This window comes from Nakamurella flavida (assembly GCF_030811475.1).
Lineage (GTDB): Bacteria > Actinomycetota > Actinomycetes > Mycobacteriales > Nakamurellaceae > Nakamurella > Nakamurella flavida.
In genome coordinates, this window is the sequence record NZ_JAUSQV010000001.1 from 1593640 (window position 1) to 1607679 (window position 14040).

Sequence of the window (14040 nt, forward strand, 5' to 3'; positions counted from 1 at the left end):
CCACGCGGCAGATTCGGTGCGGCGCGGCCTGCGGGACGCGCCGCACCGGCATCATCCGGTTCGGGCCTCGGCGCGTCGGGCGAGCAGGAACGCCCCGGCCCCCAGCAGCACGCACACCACCGCCGTCACGGCCAGTGCCGTGCCCGCCGCCCGGTCGCCCAGGCCCACCAGCGGCGCGGTCACCGCGGCCAGGGCGAACTGGGTCAGACCGAACAGCGCGGATGCCGACCCGGCGATCTCCCGGTGTCGGGCCAGCGCCAGCGCACTCGCGTTCGGCAGGGCCAGCCCGACCGCGGACACCATGACGAACAGCGCGACCGCCACCGCGACGACACCCCAGCCGGCGAGCACCGCCACCGTGAGCGCGGCCGCGCCCACCGCGGCCTGGGCGATACCGGCGGCCAGGATCGACGCCGGGCCCACCCGCCGCAGGGCGACACGGCCGATCTGGGTGGCCAGCACGATGCCCACGGCGTTCAGCGCGAACGTCCACGAGAACGCCTGCGGCGACAGGCCGAAGCCCTCCTGGAACAGGAACGGCGAGGCGGAGATGTACCCGAACATGGCCGCGGAGACCATCGTCCCGGCGAGGACGCATCCGAGATAGGCCCGGTCGGCGAGCAGCACCCGGAACGCCGCGAGGGTGCCGGTCCGCCCGCCCCGTCGCTCCCGCGGCAGCGACTCGGGGATCAGCGCCGCGGCGAGGGCGAGCAGCACCAGACCCAGCCCGGCGAGCACCCAGAACACCGTGCGCCAGTCCCCCACCCGCAGCACCTGCCCGCCGATCAGCGGCGCGAGCACCGGGGCGAGCCCGTTCACCGCGGCGACGGTGGCGAAGGCCGACGCCGCGGCGCGACCGACGAACAGGTCGGCGACCACCGCCCGGCCGACGACGATGCCCGCGGCCCCCGCGGCGCCCTGGACGAACCGGGCCGCGATGAGCACCGTCATCGACGTGGTCAGCGCGCACACCGCGGAGGCGGCGGCGAACACCGTCACCCCGACCAGCAGCGGCCCGCGTCGGCCGACCGCGTCGGACACCGGCCCGACCAGCAGTTGGCCCAGGGCCAGCCCGACGATGCAGGCGGACAGGGTCAGCTGGGCGGCGCCGGCGGTGGAGCCGAGGTCACCGGGCAGCTCGGGCAGCGCCGGCAGGTACATGTCCAGGCACAGCGGCCCGAATCCGGACAGCGCGCCGACGGCGAGGAGCAGACCGGCCCGGCGCGGAGCCGGGCCGACCGGGGCAGGCTGGGTGTGCGCCCCGCTCACTCCCACTCGATGGTGCCCGGCGGCTTGCTGGTGATGTCCAGCACGACGCGGTTCACCTCGGGCACCTCGCCGGTGATCCGGCCGGAGATCCGGGCCAGCAGGTCGTACTCCAGGCGCGACCAGTCGGCCGTCATGGCGTCCTCGCTGGACACCGGGCGCAGCACGATCGGGTGGCCGTAGGTGCGGCCGTCGCCCTGCACGCCGACCGATCGGACGTCGGCCAGCAGCACCACCGGGCACTGCCAGATCTGCGCGTCCACCCCGGCCGCCGTCATCTCGGCCCGGACGATGGCGTCGGCGGCGCGGGTGATGGCCAGCCGCTCCGCGGTGACCTCGCCGATGATCCGGATCCCCAGCCCCGGACCGGGGAACGGGTGCCGGGCGACCATCGCCGCGGGCAGGCCGAGCTCGGCGCCGAGCAGCCGCACCTCGTCCTTGAACAGCAACCGCAGCGGTTCGACGAGGGAGAACGTGATGTCCTCGGGCAGGCCGCCCACGTTGTGGTGGCTCTTGATCGTGGCCGTGCCGCTGCCGCCGCCGGACTCCACGACGTCCGGGTAGAGAGTGCCCTGGACGAGGAACTTGACCCCGCCGGCGTCCTTGGCGACATCGGCCGCGGCCGCCTCGAAGACCCGGATGAACTCCCGGCCGATGATCTTGCGCTTGGTCTCCGGGTCGGTGACACCGGCCAGCGCGCCGAGGAAGCGGTCGGCCGCGTCCACCGTCACCAGGTTGATGCCGGTGGCGGCCACGTAGTCCCGCTCGACCTGGGCCCGCTCGCCCTGGCGGAGCAGCCCGTGGTCGACGAACACGCAGGTCAGCTGATCGCCGACGGCCCGGTGCACCAGCGCGGCGGCCACGGCGGAGTCGACCCCGCCGGACAGGGCACAGATGACCTTCTCGTCGCCGATCTTGGCGCGGATGGCCTCGACCTGTTCGGTGAGGATCTCCGCGGGCGTCCAGTCCGGGGCGATGCCGGCGATGTCGTGCAGGAACCGCCGCAGCACCTCCTGGCCGAGCTGGGTGTGCGCCACCTCGGGGTGGTACTGCACCCCGGCGAGCCGCCGCTCGGTGTTCTCGAACGCGGCGATCGGGGTGTCCGGCGTGCTGGCGGTGACCCGGAAGCCCTGCGGGGCCTCGGCGACGGCGTCCCCGTGGCTCATCCAGACGGCGAGCCGGTCGGGCAGCGCGCCGAGCAGCGAACCGCCCTCGTCGGTGACGGACAGCTCGGTGTGCCCGTACTCGCGTCGGCCGGTCTGGTCGACCCGCCCGCCCAGGGCCTGGGCCATGGCCTGGAAGCCGTAGCAGATGCCGAAGACCGGGATGTCGGTGTCGAACAGGGCCGGATCGACCCGCGGGGCGTCCTGCGCGTACACGCTGGACGGGCCGCCGGACAGGATGACCGCGGCCGGGTTGCGGGCGACGATCTCGGCGACGGTCAGCGTCGGCGGCACGATCTCGGAGTAGACGTTCGCCTCGCGCACCCGGCGGGCGATGAGCTGGGCGTACTGGGCGCCGAAGTCGACGACCAGGACCGGGTTCTGCTCCAGCTCGATGCTGCCCGAGCGGGGGTCCACGGCGGGGGTGGTGGGGGCTGCGTCGCCGGACACGGCGGGCCTTTCGTCAGGGAAACACCAGGGACAGCGGCGGGGGAACGGCCGGACCCGGGCACCGCGGCACCCCCGGACGCCTCCGCTGGACGGGAGGCAGTCTACGTCCGGGCATCGCCACCTCCCCGCCCGGCGACCCACCGCGCACCTACCCTGACCGGATGACCGTGCTGATCGACCCGCCGCTCTGGCCCGCCCACGGGCGGCGCTGGTCGCACCTGGTCAGCGACGCGTCCCTGGCCGAGCTGCACGCCTTCGCCGCCGCCTGCGGAGTGCCCGAACGGGGCTTCGACCACGACCACTACGACGTCCCCGACGGGCGGTACGCCGATCTCGTCGCGGCGGGCGCCGTGCCGGTGGACTCCCGGGAGCTGGTCCGCCGCCTCACCGCGGGCGGCCTGCGCCGGCCCCGGCGCGACCGACGCTGAGCGCGGGACCCGCGGCCCCGGCGCGACGGATCCGCCCGGAACAGGCGCACGATGATCCGGTGAGCACCTCCCAGACCGACCATCTCCCGGCGGATCCAGCCGCAGCCGACGACCCCGACGCGTTCATCACCTCCGCGCGGGTCTGGCGGGACGGACGGATGGTGGCCCGGCACCCCACCCGCGCCGATCTGGAGCAGGCCCTGCACGATCCGTCGACCAGCGCCTGGTGGTGCCTGCCCCCGGGTGAGGGCGAGGGGCTGACCCGGACGTCGCGTCGTCTCGGCCTGGACGCGCTGGCCGTGGAGGACCTGCTGGACCCGGGGGAATCGCCCAAGCTGGACCGGATCGGACACAGCCTCGTGGTCATCGCGGCCACCGCGGGCTACGACACCGACCAGGACGACCTGGTGCGCGGGAAGGTCTCGGTGCTGCTGGACCACCAGGTGCTCGTGCTCATCGCCGACTCCCCGGCTCGCGAACGGCTCACCGCGCGCCTGGACGCCGCCGAGGACGAGGTGCTCGCCGGGGGCATCGCCGCCGCCCTCCACCTGGTCTGCGACGAGGTGGTCGACAGCTACACCGCGACGGTGGAGACCCTGCAGACCCGGGTGGACGCCCTGTCCGAGTCGCTGTTCGACGACCGTCCGCTGCGCCGCCAGCAGCAGCTGCAGGCGTTCCGGATGCGCCGCGCCCTCTCGCAGCTGCGCCGGGTCGTCGCCCCCGTCCGGGACATCACCGCCGCCCTGGCCGGGGCCGCCGCCGTTCCCGACCCGCCCGCCGCGGGGCGCGACGCGGACGCGACCGGCCGGGAGGCCACCGGCAGCCGCGGGGACAGCCAGGACCTGGCCGGACGGCTGCTGGACGCGAGCACCGCCCGCCGGTTCGCCGACGTCGCCGATCACGCGGCGCACGCCCTGCAGGCCACCGACGGCCTGCGCGAGGTGCTGTCGTCCGCGTTCGAGACCAACCTGGCCCTCGCCGACGTCCACCTCAACGTGGTGATGAAAAAGCTGTCGTCGTGGGCGGCCATCATCGCCGTCCCCACCCTGGTCACCGGCTTCATGGGGATGAACGTCCCCTACCCCGGCAACGGCACCTGGTGGGGGTTCGTCGTGTCCGCCGTGGTGATGGTCGCGCTGGTACTCGGCCTGTACGTCGGGTTCAAGCGGTCCGACTGGCTCTGACGGGCCGACGGGTCAGTGGCGGACGGTCAACCCGACGCGCTGGAAATCCTTGAGGGTGGAGTACCCGGCCTTGGCCATGGCCCGGCGCAGCGCGCCGAACAGGTTGCTGCGGCCGTCCGCGCCGGTGGCCGGGCCCAGCAGCAGCTGCTCCAGGGAGATGTCGGCCGGGCCGACCGGGGTGGCGAAGCCGCGCGGCAGGACGGGGTGGGCGGCGGTGGTCGGCCAGAACCAGCCATCGGCCGGGGCGCCCTGCGCGGTGGCCAGCGGCTCGCCGATCATCACCGCGTCGGCGCCGCACGCGATGGCCTTGGCCACGTCCGCGCTGGTGTCGATGTCACCGGCCGCGATGACCTGGACGTAGCGCCCGCCGGTCTCGTCGAGGTAGGAGCGGCGGGCCGCGGCGGCGTCGGCGATGGCCGTGGCCATCGGCACCGAGATGCCCAGCACCGCATCGGTCGTCGAGGTCTGCCCGGCCCCGGTGCCGACGATGACGCCGGCCGCACCGGTGCGCATCAGGTGGGTGGCGGTCTGGTAGTTGGTGCAGCCGCCGACGATGACGGGGACCTCGAGGTCGGCGATGAACGACTTCAGGTTGAGCGGCTCACCGTTGCGCTGCACGTGCTCGGCCGAGACGATCGTGCCCTGGATGATCAGCAGCTCGACGCCGGCGGCGATCGCCGTGGCGGCCAGACCGGCGGAGTTCTGCGGGGAGAGCCGCACGGCGACGGTGCCGCCGCCGGCCCGGATCTCGCCGATCGACCGGGTCAGCAGCTCGGGGTCGACCGGGCGGGAGTACGCCTTCTGCAGGGCCGCGATGATCTCGTCCGGGTCCTGCGCGGCCATGCCGACCGCGACCAGCTCGTCGATGACGGCCTGCGGGTCCTCGTAGCGTGACCACAGGCCCTCGCCGTCCAGCACACCCAGCCCGCCGAGCCTGCCGACCTCGGTGGCCACCGCCGGGGACACGACGGCGTCGCTGGCCCGGGTCAGCATGGGGATCTCGAACCGGTAGGCGTCGACCTGCCAGGCGGTGGAGACCTCGGAGGACGACCGGGTCCGCCGGGACGGGACGATCGCGATGTCGTCCAGCGCGTAGGCCCTGCGGGCCTCCCGACCCATGCCGATCTCGACCCTGTCCGACACGCTGGCTCCTCGCCGTCACGGGCACGCTGCGGCCCGGGCCACCGGACGCGGCCGGGCACGATGCTATCCGGGCCGGGACCCCGGGACCGACCGCTGCGCCGGCCCCGGCCGGTGATCAGCGGTCGATGTAGTTCGGCGCCTCGGAGGTGATGGTGATGTCGTGCGGGTGCGACTCGCGCAGCCCCGCCGAGGTGATCCGGACCATCTTGGCCGATTTGAGCTGCTCGATCGATCCGGCGCCGGTGTATCCCATGGCTGCCCGCAGGCCGCCGACGAGCTGGTGGGCGACGTCGGCCAGACCGCCGCGGAACGGCACCCGGCCCTCGATGCCCTCGGGCACGAGCTTGTCGTCGGAGAGCACGTCGTCCTGGGAGTAGCGGTCCTTGGAGTACGAACGGGCCTGGCCACGGGACTGCATGGCGCCGAGCGAGCCCATGCCGCGGTAGGCCTTGAACTGCTTGCCGGCCACGAAGATCAGCTCGCCGGGCGACTCCGTCACCCCGGCCAGCAGCGACCCCAGCATGACGCTGTCCGCACCGACCGCGATGGCCTTGGCGATGTCGCCGGAGTACTGCAGGCCGCCGTCGCCGATCACCGGGATGCCCGCCGGACGGCAGGCCTTGGCCGCCTCGTGGATGGCGGTCACCTGCGGCACGCCGATGCCGCTGACCACCCGGGTGGTGCAGATCGAGCCGGGACCGACGCCCACCTTGACGCCGTCCGCACCCGCGTCCACCAGGGCCTGGGCACCGGCGCGGGTGGCGACGTTCCCACCCACGATGTCGACGCGGGCGCCGATGTCGTGGCGCAGGCGCGACACCATCTCCACCACGCGGCTGGAGTGCCCGTGCGCGGTGTCGACCATGATCACGTCGACGCCCGCCTCGGCCAGGGTCAGGGCGCGACGGTAGGACTCGTCGCCGACGCCGACCGCGGCCCCGCAGAGCAGGCGACCGTCGGCGTCCTTGGTGGCCAGCGGGTACTGCTCGGTCTTGACGAAGTCCTTGACCGTGATCAGCCCGCGGAGCCGGCCGTCGGCGTCCACCAGGGGGAGCTTCTCGACCTTGTGCTTGCGCAGCAGGCCGAGCGCGGCCTCGGCGCTCACCCCGACCGGTGCCGTCACCAGCGGCATCGGCGTCATGACCTCCCGCACCGGGCGGCTCAGGTCGACCTCGAAGCGCAGGTCGCGGTTGGTGATGATGCCGAGCAGGCGTCCGTCCGGGTCGGTGACGGGGACGCCGGAGATGCGGAACTTGGCGCAGAGGGCGTCCGCCTCGGCCAGGGTGGCCGACGGCGCGCAGGTCACCGGATCGGTGACCATGCCGGCCTCGGACCGCTTGACGATCTCGACCTGGGAGGCCTGGTCCTCGATGGAGAGGTTGCGGTGCAGCACACCGAGCCCGCCCTGGCGGGCCATCGCGATGGCCATTCGCGACTCGGTGACGGTGTCCATGGCGCTGGAGACCAGCGGCACCCGCAGTCGGACGTTGCGGCTGAGCCAGGTGCTGGTGTCGGCGTCGCTGGGGATGACGTCGGAGGCGTCCGGGAGCAGCAGCACGTCGTCGTAGGTCAGCCCCACGACGGCGAACTTCTCGTCCCAGTCCGGGGTGTAGGCCACCTGCGCCGGGCCACTGCCCCGTGTCCGCTCACCGGTTCCGGTCGACCTCGGCATGGCGGGGGGCGTGTCCTCCACCGGCGCGAGGTCGAGCGGGGAGATCACGGGCGAGGACACAGACATGGCCAACCTTTCCGAGCGCGGGCAGCGGGATCGGACCGCGCCGGCCGTTGCCGTCCATGGTAGGCGTCCGGCGGGAGGCCTCGGGCCCGAGGACGAGCCCATGACGCCCGGGGACCGCCACCCGGTTCAGCCGGCGGTGGTGGTCCCCGTCGCCGCGGTCGTGACGGATTCCTGCTGCTGTCCGTCGATCACGGCACCGGGGACCTCCCCCGGGTCGGGGGTCGTGGTCGTGGTCGTGTCGGTGGTGGTCGGAGTGGTGGGCGTGGTGGGAGTGGTCGGGGTGGCCTCGACCGGCGGGGTGACCTCCGTCGGGACGACTGGCGTCGTCGGCACCTCGGGAGTGACCTCCACCGGGGGGACCGGGGTCGGCTCCACGGGCAGCACCGGTTCCACCGGCGGGGTCGTCACGACAGGCGGCGGCGGAAGCAGCGGCGGCGTGACCACCTCGACGGACGAGGTCGGGTCGACGATGGACAGGAACGGGTCCGCGACGACCGGCGGCGCGACCCGGGCGGGGGTGGTGGGCGCCTGGGTGGCGACGGGTACCTCCGGATCGGGGACGAACGGGGCGACGGCCTCCGACGGCACCTGGACGATCGGCGGCGCCGAGCCGCGGGTGCTCGACGGGGTCGACGCCGAAGCACTCGTCCGGCCGGAGGACGCCGCCGACCGGATCGACTCGGCGGACGAGGACGCCGCGGACGACTGCTGGCTGTCCTCGGACTGGCTCTTCACCGTGTCCCAGAGGGCTTGCACGTCCGCCGGGTTGTCGACCGGCTTGACCTGGCTGAGGGCCGCCTGCGCCTCCTGCAGCTTGAGCTCCGCGACATCGGGGCTGCCCGCCTCGAGGGCGGCCTTGGCCTCGGTCAGCTTCGCCTTGGCCTCGTTGCGGGCGTCCACGGACTCGGCGCGGTCCTGCCAGATGACCGAGGCGATCCCCCACAGCGGGGAGTTCTCGGTGGCCGTCCGGGTGAAGAGGACGGCCGAGCCCAGCAGCAGGGCCACGATGGCGACGGATGCCGCCAGCACCGGGCGCAGCGCCCGGGCGGGCTTGGGGGTCACCACGGCGGACAGCGCCGCGGCGGCAGCCCGACCCGACGGCGGGGCCGGGAGCGGTCGGGCCGTCATCTCGGTGCGCCAGGACCGGAAGAGTTCGGGCAGCGGATCGTCGGCGCCGACGGCGCCGAGGCCGGCACTGCCGTGGCCGGCAGCGAGGCTGTCCAACAGCTCGTCGTCGGCGAAGACCGACGCGAGATCGACCAGCGGCTGGTCGGGGCGGCGGCCGCGGGGGCGGCGTGGCGTCATAGGAGTTGCTCCGACCAGCCGGCATCGCCGGCCATCAAGGTGCGGAGCTTGGCCAGGCCGCGGTGCTGCGCGACCCGGACCGCTCCGGCGGTCATGCCCAGGGCCTCGGCCGTCTGCTCGGCGCTCAGCCCGACGCCGACGCGCAGGCGCAGGATCTCCCGCTGCACCTCGGGCAGGTGGCCCAGCAGGTCGAGAACGGTGCGGGAGACCGACCCCTGGACGGCGAGCTGCTCGGGATTCCAGTCCGGGGAGATGGTCTCGGGGACCTCGGCCACCAGGTGCGACCGGGAGCGTCCGGCGGCGCGGTGGGCGTCGGCGACCTTGTGCGAGCAGATGCCGTACACGAAGGCGAGGAAGGGGCGGCCCTCCCGACGGTAGGAGGGCAGAGCCGTGATGACGGCCATGCACACCTCCTGGGCGATGTCGTCCGGGGTCACCGATGAGCGATGGCCCGCGGACAGTCGGGAACGGCAGTAGCGGACGACGATGGGGTGGATCCGGGCCAGGACGATGTCCAGTGCCCGGCTGTCCCCCGAGATCGCTCGATCGACCTGTCTGTCCAGGTCATCGCGATCGTCGACGTCAACTGTCTGCTTCATCGCGGTCGGCGGTCCCCCTGTTACACGCGGTGACGAATTTGTTTCCGCCATCAGTCGGTCGAACCGCCGCCACCGCATCCCCGCCGCAGACCCCGGTCTTTCGTGGCGCTGATCGTACCGACCGTCACCCGAAACGCACCTGATCTGGACGCCGTCGTGGTTCAGGCCACTCCGGATTCACCACACCGCGGACTCCCCCTCCCCCGATCGCGTCAGCCGCAGACTCGATCAGGGCTTTCGTCACCTGACCGGCCGACACCGGAACGGACCATCGCCACCCGAGTGGCGTTCGTCACGGGCGACCGGGTCCCGGCTCGGCGTGGGGCTCACATCACAGCCGGACGCACCGGTGATCCCGGGGTCTGGCGGCGGTCGCCGAGGACCGGTGGGATCCGGGTCGGACCGTCGCCGATCCGCGGGCGGTGCGCAGGTCCACGGGGCCGTGCGACCGGGTCGGGCGGACCGGGTCAGGCAACCAGGCCGCGACGGAAGCCCAGGGCGACGGCCTGGGCGCGATCGCGGGCGCCGAGCTTGCGGAACAGCCGGCGGGCATGCGTCTTCACGGTGTCCTCGGAGAGGAACAACTCGCGGCCGATCTCCCCGTTGGACTGGCCCTGGCTCATCCCGCGGAGCACCTGCAGCTCGCGCTCGGTCAGGGGAGCTTCTCCGTCGACCGCGTCGCGCACCGTGGGGATGCGCGGAATCGTCAGGGTGTCGGCCAGGGCCGCGATGATCTCCGGCTGGGTGGCGTCCCAGCGCAGGAAGCCCCGGGCCCCGCAGGCGATCGCCGCGGCGATGGAGGCGGTGTCGTCCGGTGACCCGAACACGATGACGACGGCGGACGGGTGGATGGCGAGCAGCCGGCGGGTCGCCTCGATCCCGCTGGTCAACGCCCGCTGGGTGCCGATGAGGACCACGTCCGCGGACTGTCGCCCGTATCGGGCCAGCAGTTCGTCGCCACCCCCGACACAGTCGATCGCATCGACGGAGGGCACCGCACTCATCACCCGGGTCAGACCGTCGCGGGCACTCCGCCGCTCGTCGCAGATCAGCACATTGGTCATCTCAGCCCACTTCCTCGGTACCGCGTCGAACCTGTCGCGCCTGCTGGTGGGTCGGCCCCTGGTGGGGTCCGACCCGTGACCCGTGCGATCCCGCGAGAAAGGTCTCGATCCCGCTGGTGTTGTACGGAGTGTAGCCGAATGGTAGCTCTCCGCCACCCGCTGCCGGCAAGATCTTCCCTCCGCGGGCACGGGGCGGGAAACCACGATCTCCGCGGGACCCCGGGACGCCGTCGGAACCGCGACCGGATCCCACCCGATCCGGCGACCCCATCCTTCGGCGCTCGACCCCCTCATGATTGCGCTGCGCAAGAGTCGAGAAACGTACAGTAACTACCCGATATCCGGGGCCCCGAAGATCACCGGAACGGCCCACCGAAGATCCACCGGGACCCTTGCCCACCGTTGCGGGCAGCCCTAGGGTCGGCAGATCACCACCACCGGGATCAGCGCGGATCCGGTCCGTGGGGATGTCGATGACAGGCGACCCATGATCGTCGGCCCCGGCCGGCGATCGTCCCCGTGTCGGCCACCCCACGCCGTGCTCCCCCGCGTTCGATCCTCGTCGGTGACGAGCCTGATGATCGAAGAGGGGATCGACATGGCGGACACCAGAAGGCTTCCCGGACCGAACGCGGATCTGTGGGACTGGCAGCTCGACGCGGCCTGCCGGGGCATGGCCAGCTCCTACTTCTTCCACCCCGAGGGAGAGCGCGGTCCGGCCCGCAGCCGGCGGGAAGCCCAGGCCAAGATCGTCTGTGCGCACTGCCCCGCTCTGCTCCAGTGCCGCGCCCATGCGCTGGAGGTCCACGAGCCGTACGGCATCTGGGGTGGGATGTCCGAGAGCGAGCGCACCCAGGCACTCGCGCCGGTCACCACGCACTGAATCGGGGCGGCGGACCGGTCGCCCGGCGCGCCGGTCGGGACGCGTACGTCCCTGTCCCACCGGCGGCCCGACCGGCGCGGGGGCAACCGACGAGCGCCCTCTTCCGGTTCCGACGTCACCCATAGGCTCGATCATAGGCGCGCCGTTCGGGTGGTCCAGTCCGACGACCGTCAGGCTGGTCACTCCAACGGGTGGCGCCCGACCCCCCGATCAGGTCAAGGTGGCGCTCCGCTGAACTCCTGGTGCCCATCGTGACGGGGAGCGGTCATCGTTCGGGCGGTGCCGGCCCGATGGTGGGCAGGCCGTGACCGGGAGAAGTGCCAGATCGGCGCGCAGTGTCGTGTCGCGACCCCGTGATCGGCCGCCCGGGGTCGCCGGCCCTGCGCACCGGACGCGGACGCGGATACCCGGTCGGCCCGGGTGGGCACGGACGGTGCACAGCCGCCGGTCCGACCTCGAGCGGGATCACCGCGGCCGGACAGACCACAGGGCCGGGCGCCGAAGCGCCCGGCCCTGTGGGGTACGTCCGAGTCCGCGGGACGCGCCCGCAGACGGGTCGGTCAGTGCTGGTGCCCGTGTCCCCCACCGGCGGCGGCCGGGGCGGGGTCGGCGGGTAGGTCGACCACGGTGGTGGCGGTGGTCAGCACCATGCCGGCGATCGACGCGGCGTTCGCGACGGCCGACTTGGTGACCTTGACCGGATCGATGATGCCCGCGGCGACAAGATCGGTGTACCGCAGCTCGGCGGCGTCGAAGCCCTGGCCGACCGGCAGATCCTTGATCCGGCCGACGACCACGGCGCCTTCCTCACCCGCGTTCGCGGCGATCCAGAAGGCGGGCGCGCTGAGCGCCCGGACGACGATGGCCACACCGGTGCGCTCGTCGCCCTTCAGGGAGTTCGAGAGCTCGCCGAGCTCCGCCGCGGCGTGCACCAGGGCGGAACCACCGCCCGCGATGATGCCCTCCTCGACGGCGGCCTTGGTCGCGGCGACCGCGTCCTCGATGCGGTGCTTGCGCTCCTTGGCCTCGGTCTCGGTGGCCGCGCCGACCTTGATGACGGCTACGCCGCCACCCAGCTTGGCCAACCGCTCCTGCAGCTTCTCGCGGTCCCAGTCCGAGTCGCTCGCCTCGATCTCGGCGCGGATCTGCGCGGCACGCTCCTTCACGGCCTCGGCCGAACCGCCGCCGTCGACCACGGTGGTGGTGTCCTTGGTGACGGTCACCCGGCGCACCGAGCCCAGCACCTCCAGGCCCACCTCGGACAGCTTGAGACCGACCTCGGAGGAGATGACCTCGGCGCCGGTGACGACGGCGAGGTCCTGCAGGAACGCCTTGCGGCGGTCGCCGAAGAACGGCGCCTTGACCGCGACGACCTTGATGGTCTTGCGGATCGAGTTGACGACCAGCGTGGACAGCGCCTCGCCCTCGACGTCCTCGGCCACGATGAACAGCGGCTTGGAGCTCTCCAGCACCTTCTCCAGCAGGGGGAGCAGGTCGGCCAGGGCGGAGATCTTCTCCCGGACCAGCAGCACGGAGGCGTTCTCCAGGACGGCCTCGGCGGCCTCCGGGTCGGTGGCCATGTAGGGCGAGATGTAGCCCTTGTCGAACTGCACGCCGTCGGTGTACTCGAGCTCGGTGGTCAGCCCGGAGTGCTCCTCGACGGTGACGACGCCGTCGGCGCCGACCTTGTCCAGGGCCTCGCCGAGCAGCTCGCCGATGTGGGCGTCGCGGGAGGCGATGGTGCCGACCTGGGCGATGGCCGAGCGGTCACCGGCCACCGGGGTGGCGCGGGAGTCGAGCACGGCGATGACCCGGTCCGCGGCCTTCATGATCCCGGACCGCAGCGCCAGCGGGTCGGCGCCGGCGGCCACGTTGCGCAGCCCCTCGGTGACCAGGGCCTGGGCGAGGACGGTCGCGGTGGTGGTGCCGTCGCCGGCCACGTCGTTGGTCTTGGTGGCCGCGGTCTTGGCCAGCTGGGCGCCCAGGTTCTCCCCGGCGTCCTCGAGGTCGATCTCGCGGGCGATGGTCACGCCGTCGTTGGTGACGGTGGGGCCACCGAACTTCTTGTCCAGCACCACGTACCGGCCACGCGGGCCGAGGGTGACCTTGACCGCGTCCGCCAGCTTGTCCACGCCGCGCTGCAGCGACGAACGGGCCGCGGAATCGAAGGTGATCTGCTTCGCCATGGATCTCTTCCAGTCTTCTCGGGTGGAGTTCCGCGTCCTGCGGCACTCCCGTGTCGGGAGCGGCGGGCGGAACCCGGGTGCAACGCCGCCGGGAGGCGGTCGCGTGCGGGGCACGCGGAGGGACGACAACGCCCCGGTGACCCGCGGTGAGCGGACCGCCGGGGCGATGTCAGAACGCAGCGGCGGCGCAGGCGCCCGGATGACCGGCCGCCGCACCGCCACGGGTCACTTGGTGACCTTGGCCAGCACGTCGCGGGCGGACAGGAGCAGGTACTCCTGGCCGGCGTACTTGACCTCGGTGCCGCCGTACTTCGAGTAGATGACGACGTCGCCCTCGGCGACGTCCAGCGGGACGCGGTTGCCGTTGTCGTCGACACGGCCCGGACCCACGGCCAGGACGGTGCCCTCCTGGGGCTTCTCCTTGGCGGTGTCGGGGATGACGATGCCCGACTTGGTGGTGGTCTCGGCCTCGTTGGCCTGGACGAGGATCTTGTCCTCGAGCGGCTGGATGTTCACGCTCGCCACGGTGTGACCTCCCCTTCAGGGGTTCATGTCGTTTCAGATGGACAGGGGCCTGGCGCGGTTCGGCCCGTCGTCGCGGGAGCCGGGCCGTATCGCGCCGTGCGACTAG

12 protein-coding genes are annotated in these 14040 nt (G+C 72.9%); 3 read left to right on the forward strand and 9 right to left on the reverse strand.

The genetic code is table 11. The features are described from left to right. Positions 1–51: 51 nt before the first annotated feature. A complete protein-coding gene (locus tag J2S58_RS07095) occupies positions 52–1269 on the reverse strand; it encodes a multidrug effflux MFS transporter (protein WP_306826849.1) in 1218 nt (405 codons plus the stop codon). After that, positions 1266–2819, reverse strand: a complete 1554-nt coding sequence (gene guaA / locus J2S58_RS07100) for a glutamine-hydrolyzing GMP synthase (RefSeq protein WP_240189447.1) — start codon at positions 2817–2819, stop codon at positions 1266–1268. Before guaA ends, J2S58_RS07095 begins: the two co-directional genes overlap by 4 nt. Before the next feature lie 221 nt (positions 2820–3040). Here guaA and J2S58_RS07105 point away from each other — a divergent pair, with 221 nt between their 5' ends. Together J2S58_RS07105 and J2S58_RS07110 are read left to right on the forward strand one after the other, a co-directional pair. Next, positions 3041–3307, forward strand: a complete 267-nt coding sequence (locus J2S58_RS07105) for a DUF4031 domain-containing protein (protein ID WP_205255984.1) — start codon at positions 3041–3043, stop codon at positions 3305–3307. Positions 3308–3366: 59 nt separating this feature from the next. Beyond that, positions 3367–4491, forward strand: a complete 1125-nt coding sequence (locus J2S58_RS07110) for a magnesium transporter CorA family protein (protein WP_205255983.1) — start codon at positions 3367–3369, stop codon at positions 4489–4491. A gap of 12 nt (positions 4492–4503) precedes the next feature. Here J2S58_RS07110 and J2S58_RS07115 read toward each other — a convergent pair whose 3' ends face one another. The 5 genes from J2S58_RS07115 to J2S58_RS07135 form a co-directional block, all read right to left on the reverse strand. After that, the gene (locus tag J2S58_RS07115; protein WP_205255982.1) at positions 4504–5634 is read right to left on the reverse strand and encodes a GuaB3 family IMP dehydrogenase-related protein; all 1131 of its coding nucleotides are present in this window, start codon (positions 5632–5634) and stop codon (positions 4504–4506) included. A 115-nt stretch (positions 5635–5749) separates the two neighbouring features. After that, complete coding sequence (guaB, locus tag J2S58_RS07120; RefSeq protein ID WP_205256093.1) at positions 5750–7306, reverse strand: IMP dehydrogenase; 1557 nt, start codon at positions 7304–7306, stop codon at positions 5750–5752. 192 nt (positions 7307–7498) lie between these two features. Beyond that, entirely contained in the window at positions 7499–8677 is a 1179-nt protein-coding gene (locus J2S58_RS07125) for a hypothetical protein (protein WP_205255981.1), read from the reverse strand. Beyond that, entirely contained in the window at positions 8674–9276 is a 603-nt protein-coding gene (gene shbA / locus J2S58_RS07130) for an RNA polymerase sigma factor ShbA (protein WP_205255980.1), read from the reverse strand. Before shbA ends, J2S58_RS07125 begins: the two co-directional genes overlap by 4 nt. A gap of 467 nt (positions 9277–9743) precedes the next feature. Then, complete coding sequence (locus J2S58_RS07135; protein ID WP_205255979.1) at positions 9744–10340, reverse strand: response regulator transcription factor; 597 nt, start codon at positions 10338–10340, stop codon at positions 9744–9746. A gap of 598 nt (positions 10341–10938) precedes the next feature. Here J2S58_RS07135 and J2S58_RS07140 point away from each other — a divergent pair. Then, entirely contained in the window at positions 10939–11223 is a 285-nt protein-coding gene (locus J2S58_RS07140) for a WhiB family transcriptional regulator (protein ID WP_205256092.1), read from the forward strand. Positions 11224–11783: 560 nt separating this feature from the next. On the opposite strand, the gene groL is transcribed toward J2S58_RS07140, so the two are convergent. Both groL and groES read right to left on the reverse strand, forming a co-directional pair. After that, positions 11784–13409, reverse strand: coding sequence for a chaperonin GroEL (gene groL, locus J2S58_RS07145; RefSeq protein WP_205255978.1), 1626 nt, complete (start codon positions 13407–13409; stop codon positions 11784–11786). 225 nt (positions 13410–13634) lie between these two features. Further along, positions 13635–13934 carry a co-chaperone GroES gene (gene groES, locus J2S58_RS07150; protein WP_205255977.1) on the reverse strand — a complete coding sequence of 100 codons (300 nt, stop codon included), beginning with the start codon at positions 13932–13934 and terminating at the stop codon, positions 13635–13637. Positions 13935–14040 lie beyond the last annotated feature (106 nt).

Coding starts and splice junctions, on each gene's coding strand:
- J2S58_RS07125 (WP_205255981.1), bottom strand. CDS start 8,677: ATGACGCCACGCCGCCCCCGCGGCCGCCGCCCCGACCAGCCGCTGGTC.
- J2S58_RS07140 (WP_205256092.1), top strand. CDS start 10,939: ATGGCGGACACCAGAAGGCTTCCCGGACCGAACGCGGATCTGTGGGAC.
- guaB (WP_205256093.1), bottom strand. CDS start 7,306: ATGCCGAGGTCGACCGGAACCGGTGAGCGGACACGGGGCAGTGGCCCG.
- J2S58_RS07135 (WP_205255979.1), bottom strand. CDS start 10,340: ATGACCAATGTGCTGATCTGCGACGAGCGGCGGAGTGCCCGCGACGGT.
- J2S58_RS07105 (WP_205255984.1), top strand. CDS start 3,041: ATGACCGTGCTGATCGACCCGCCGCTCTGGCCCGCCCACGGGCGGCGC.
- shbA (WP_205255980.1), bottom strand. CDS start 9,276: ATGAAGCAGACAGTTGACGTCGACGATCGCGATGACCTGGACAGACAG.
- groL (WP_205255978.1), bottom strand. CDS start 13,409: ATGGCGAAGCAGATCACCTTCGATTCCGCGGCCCGTTCGTCGCTGCAG.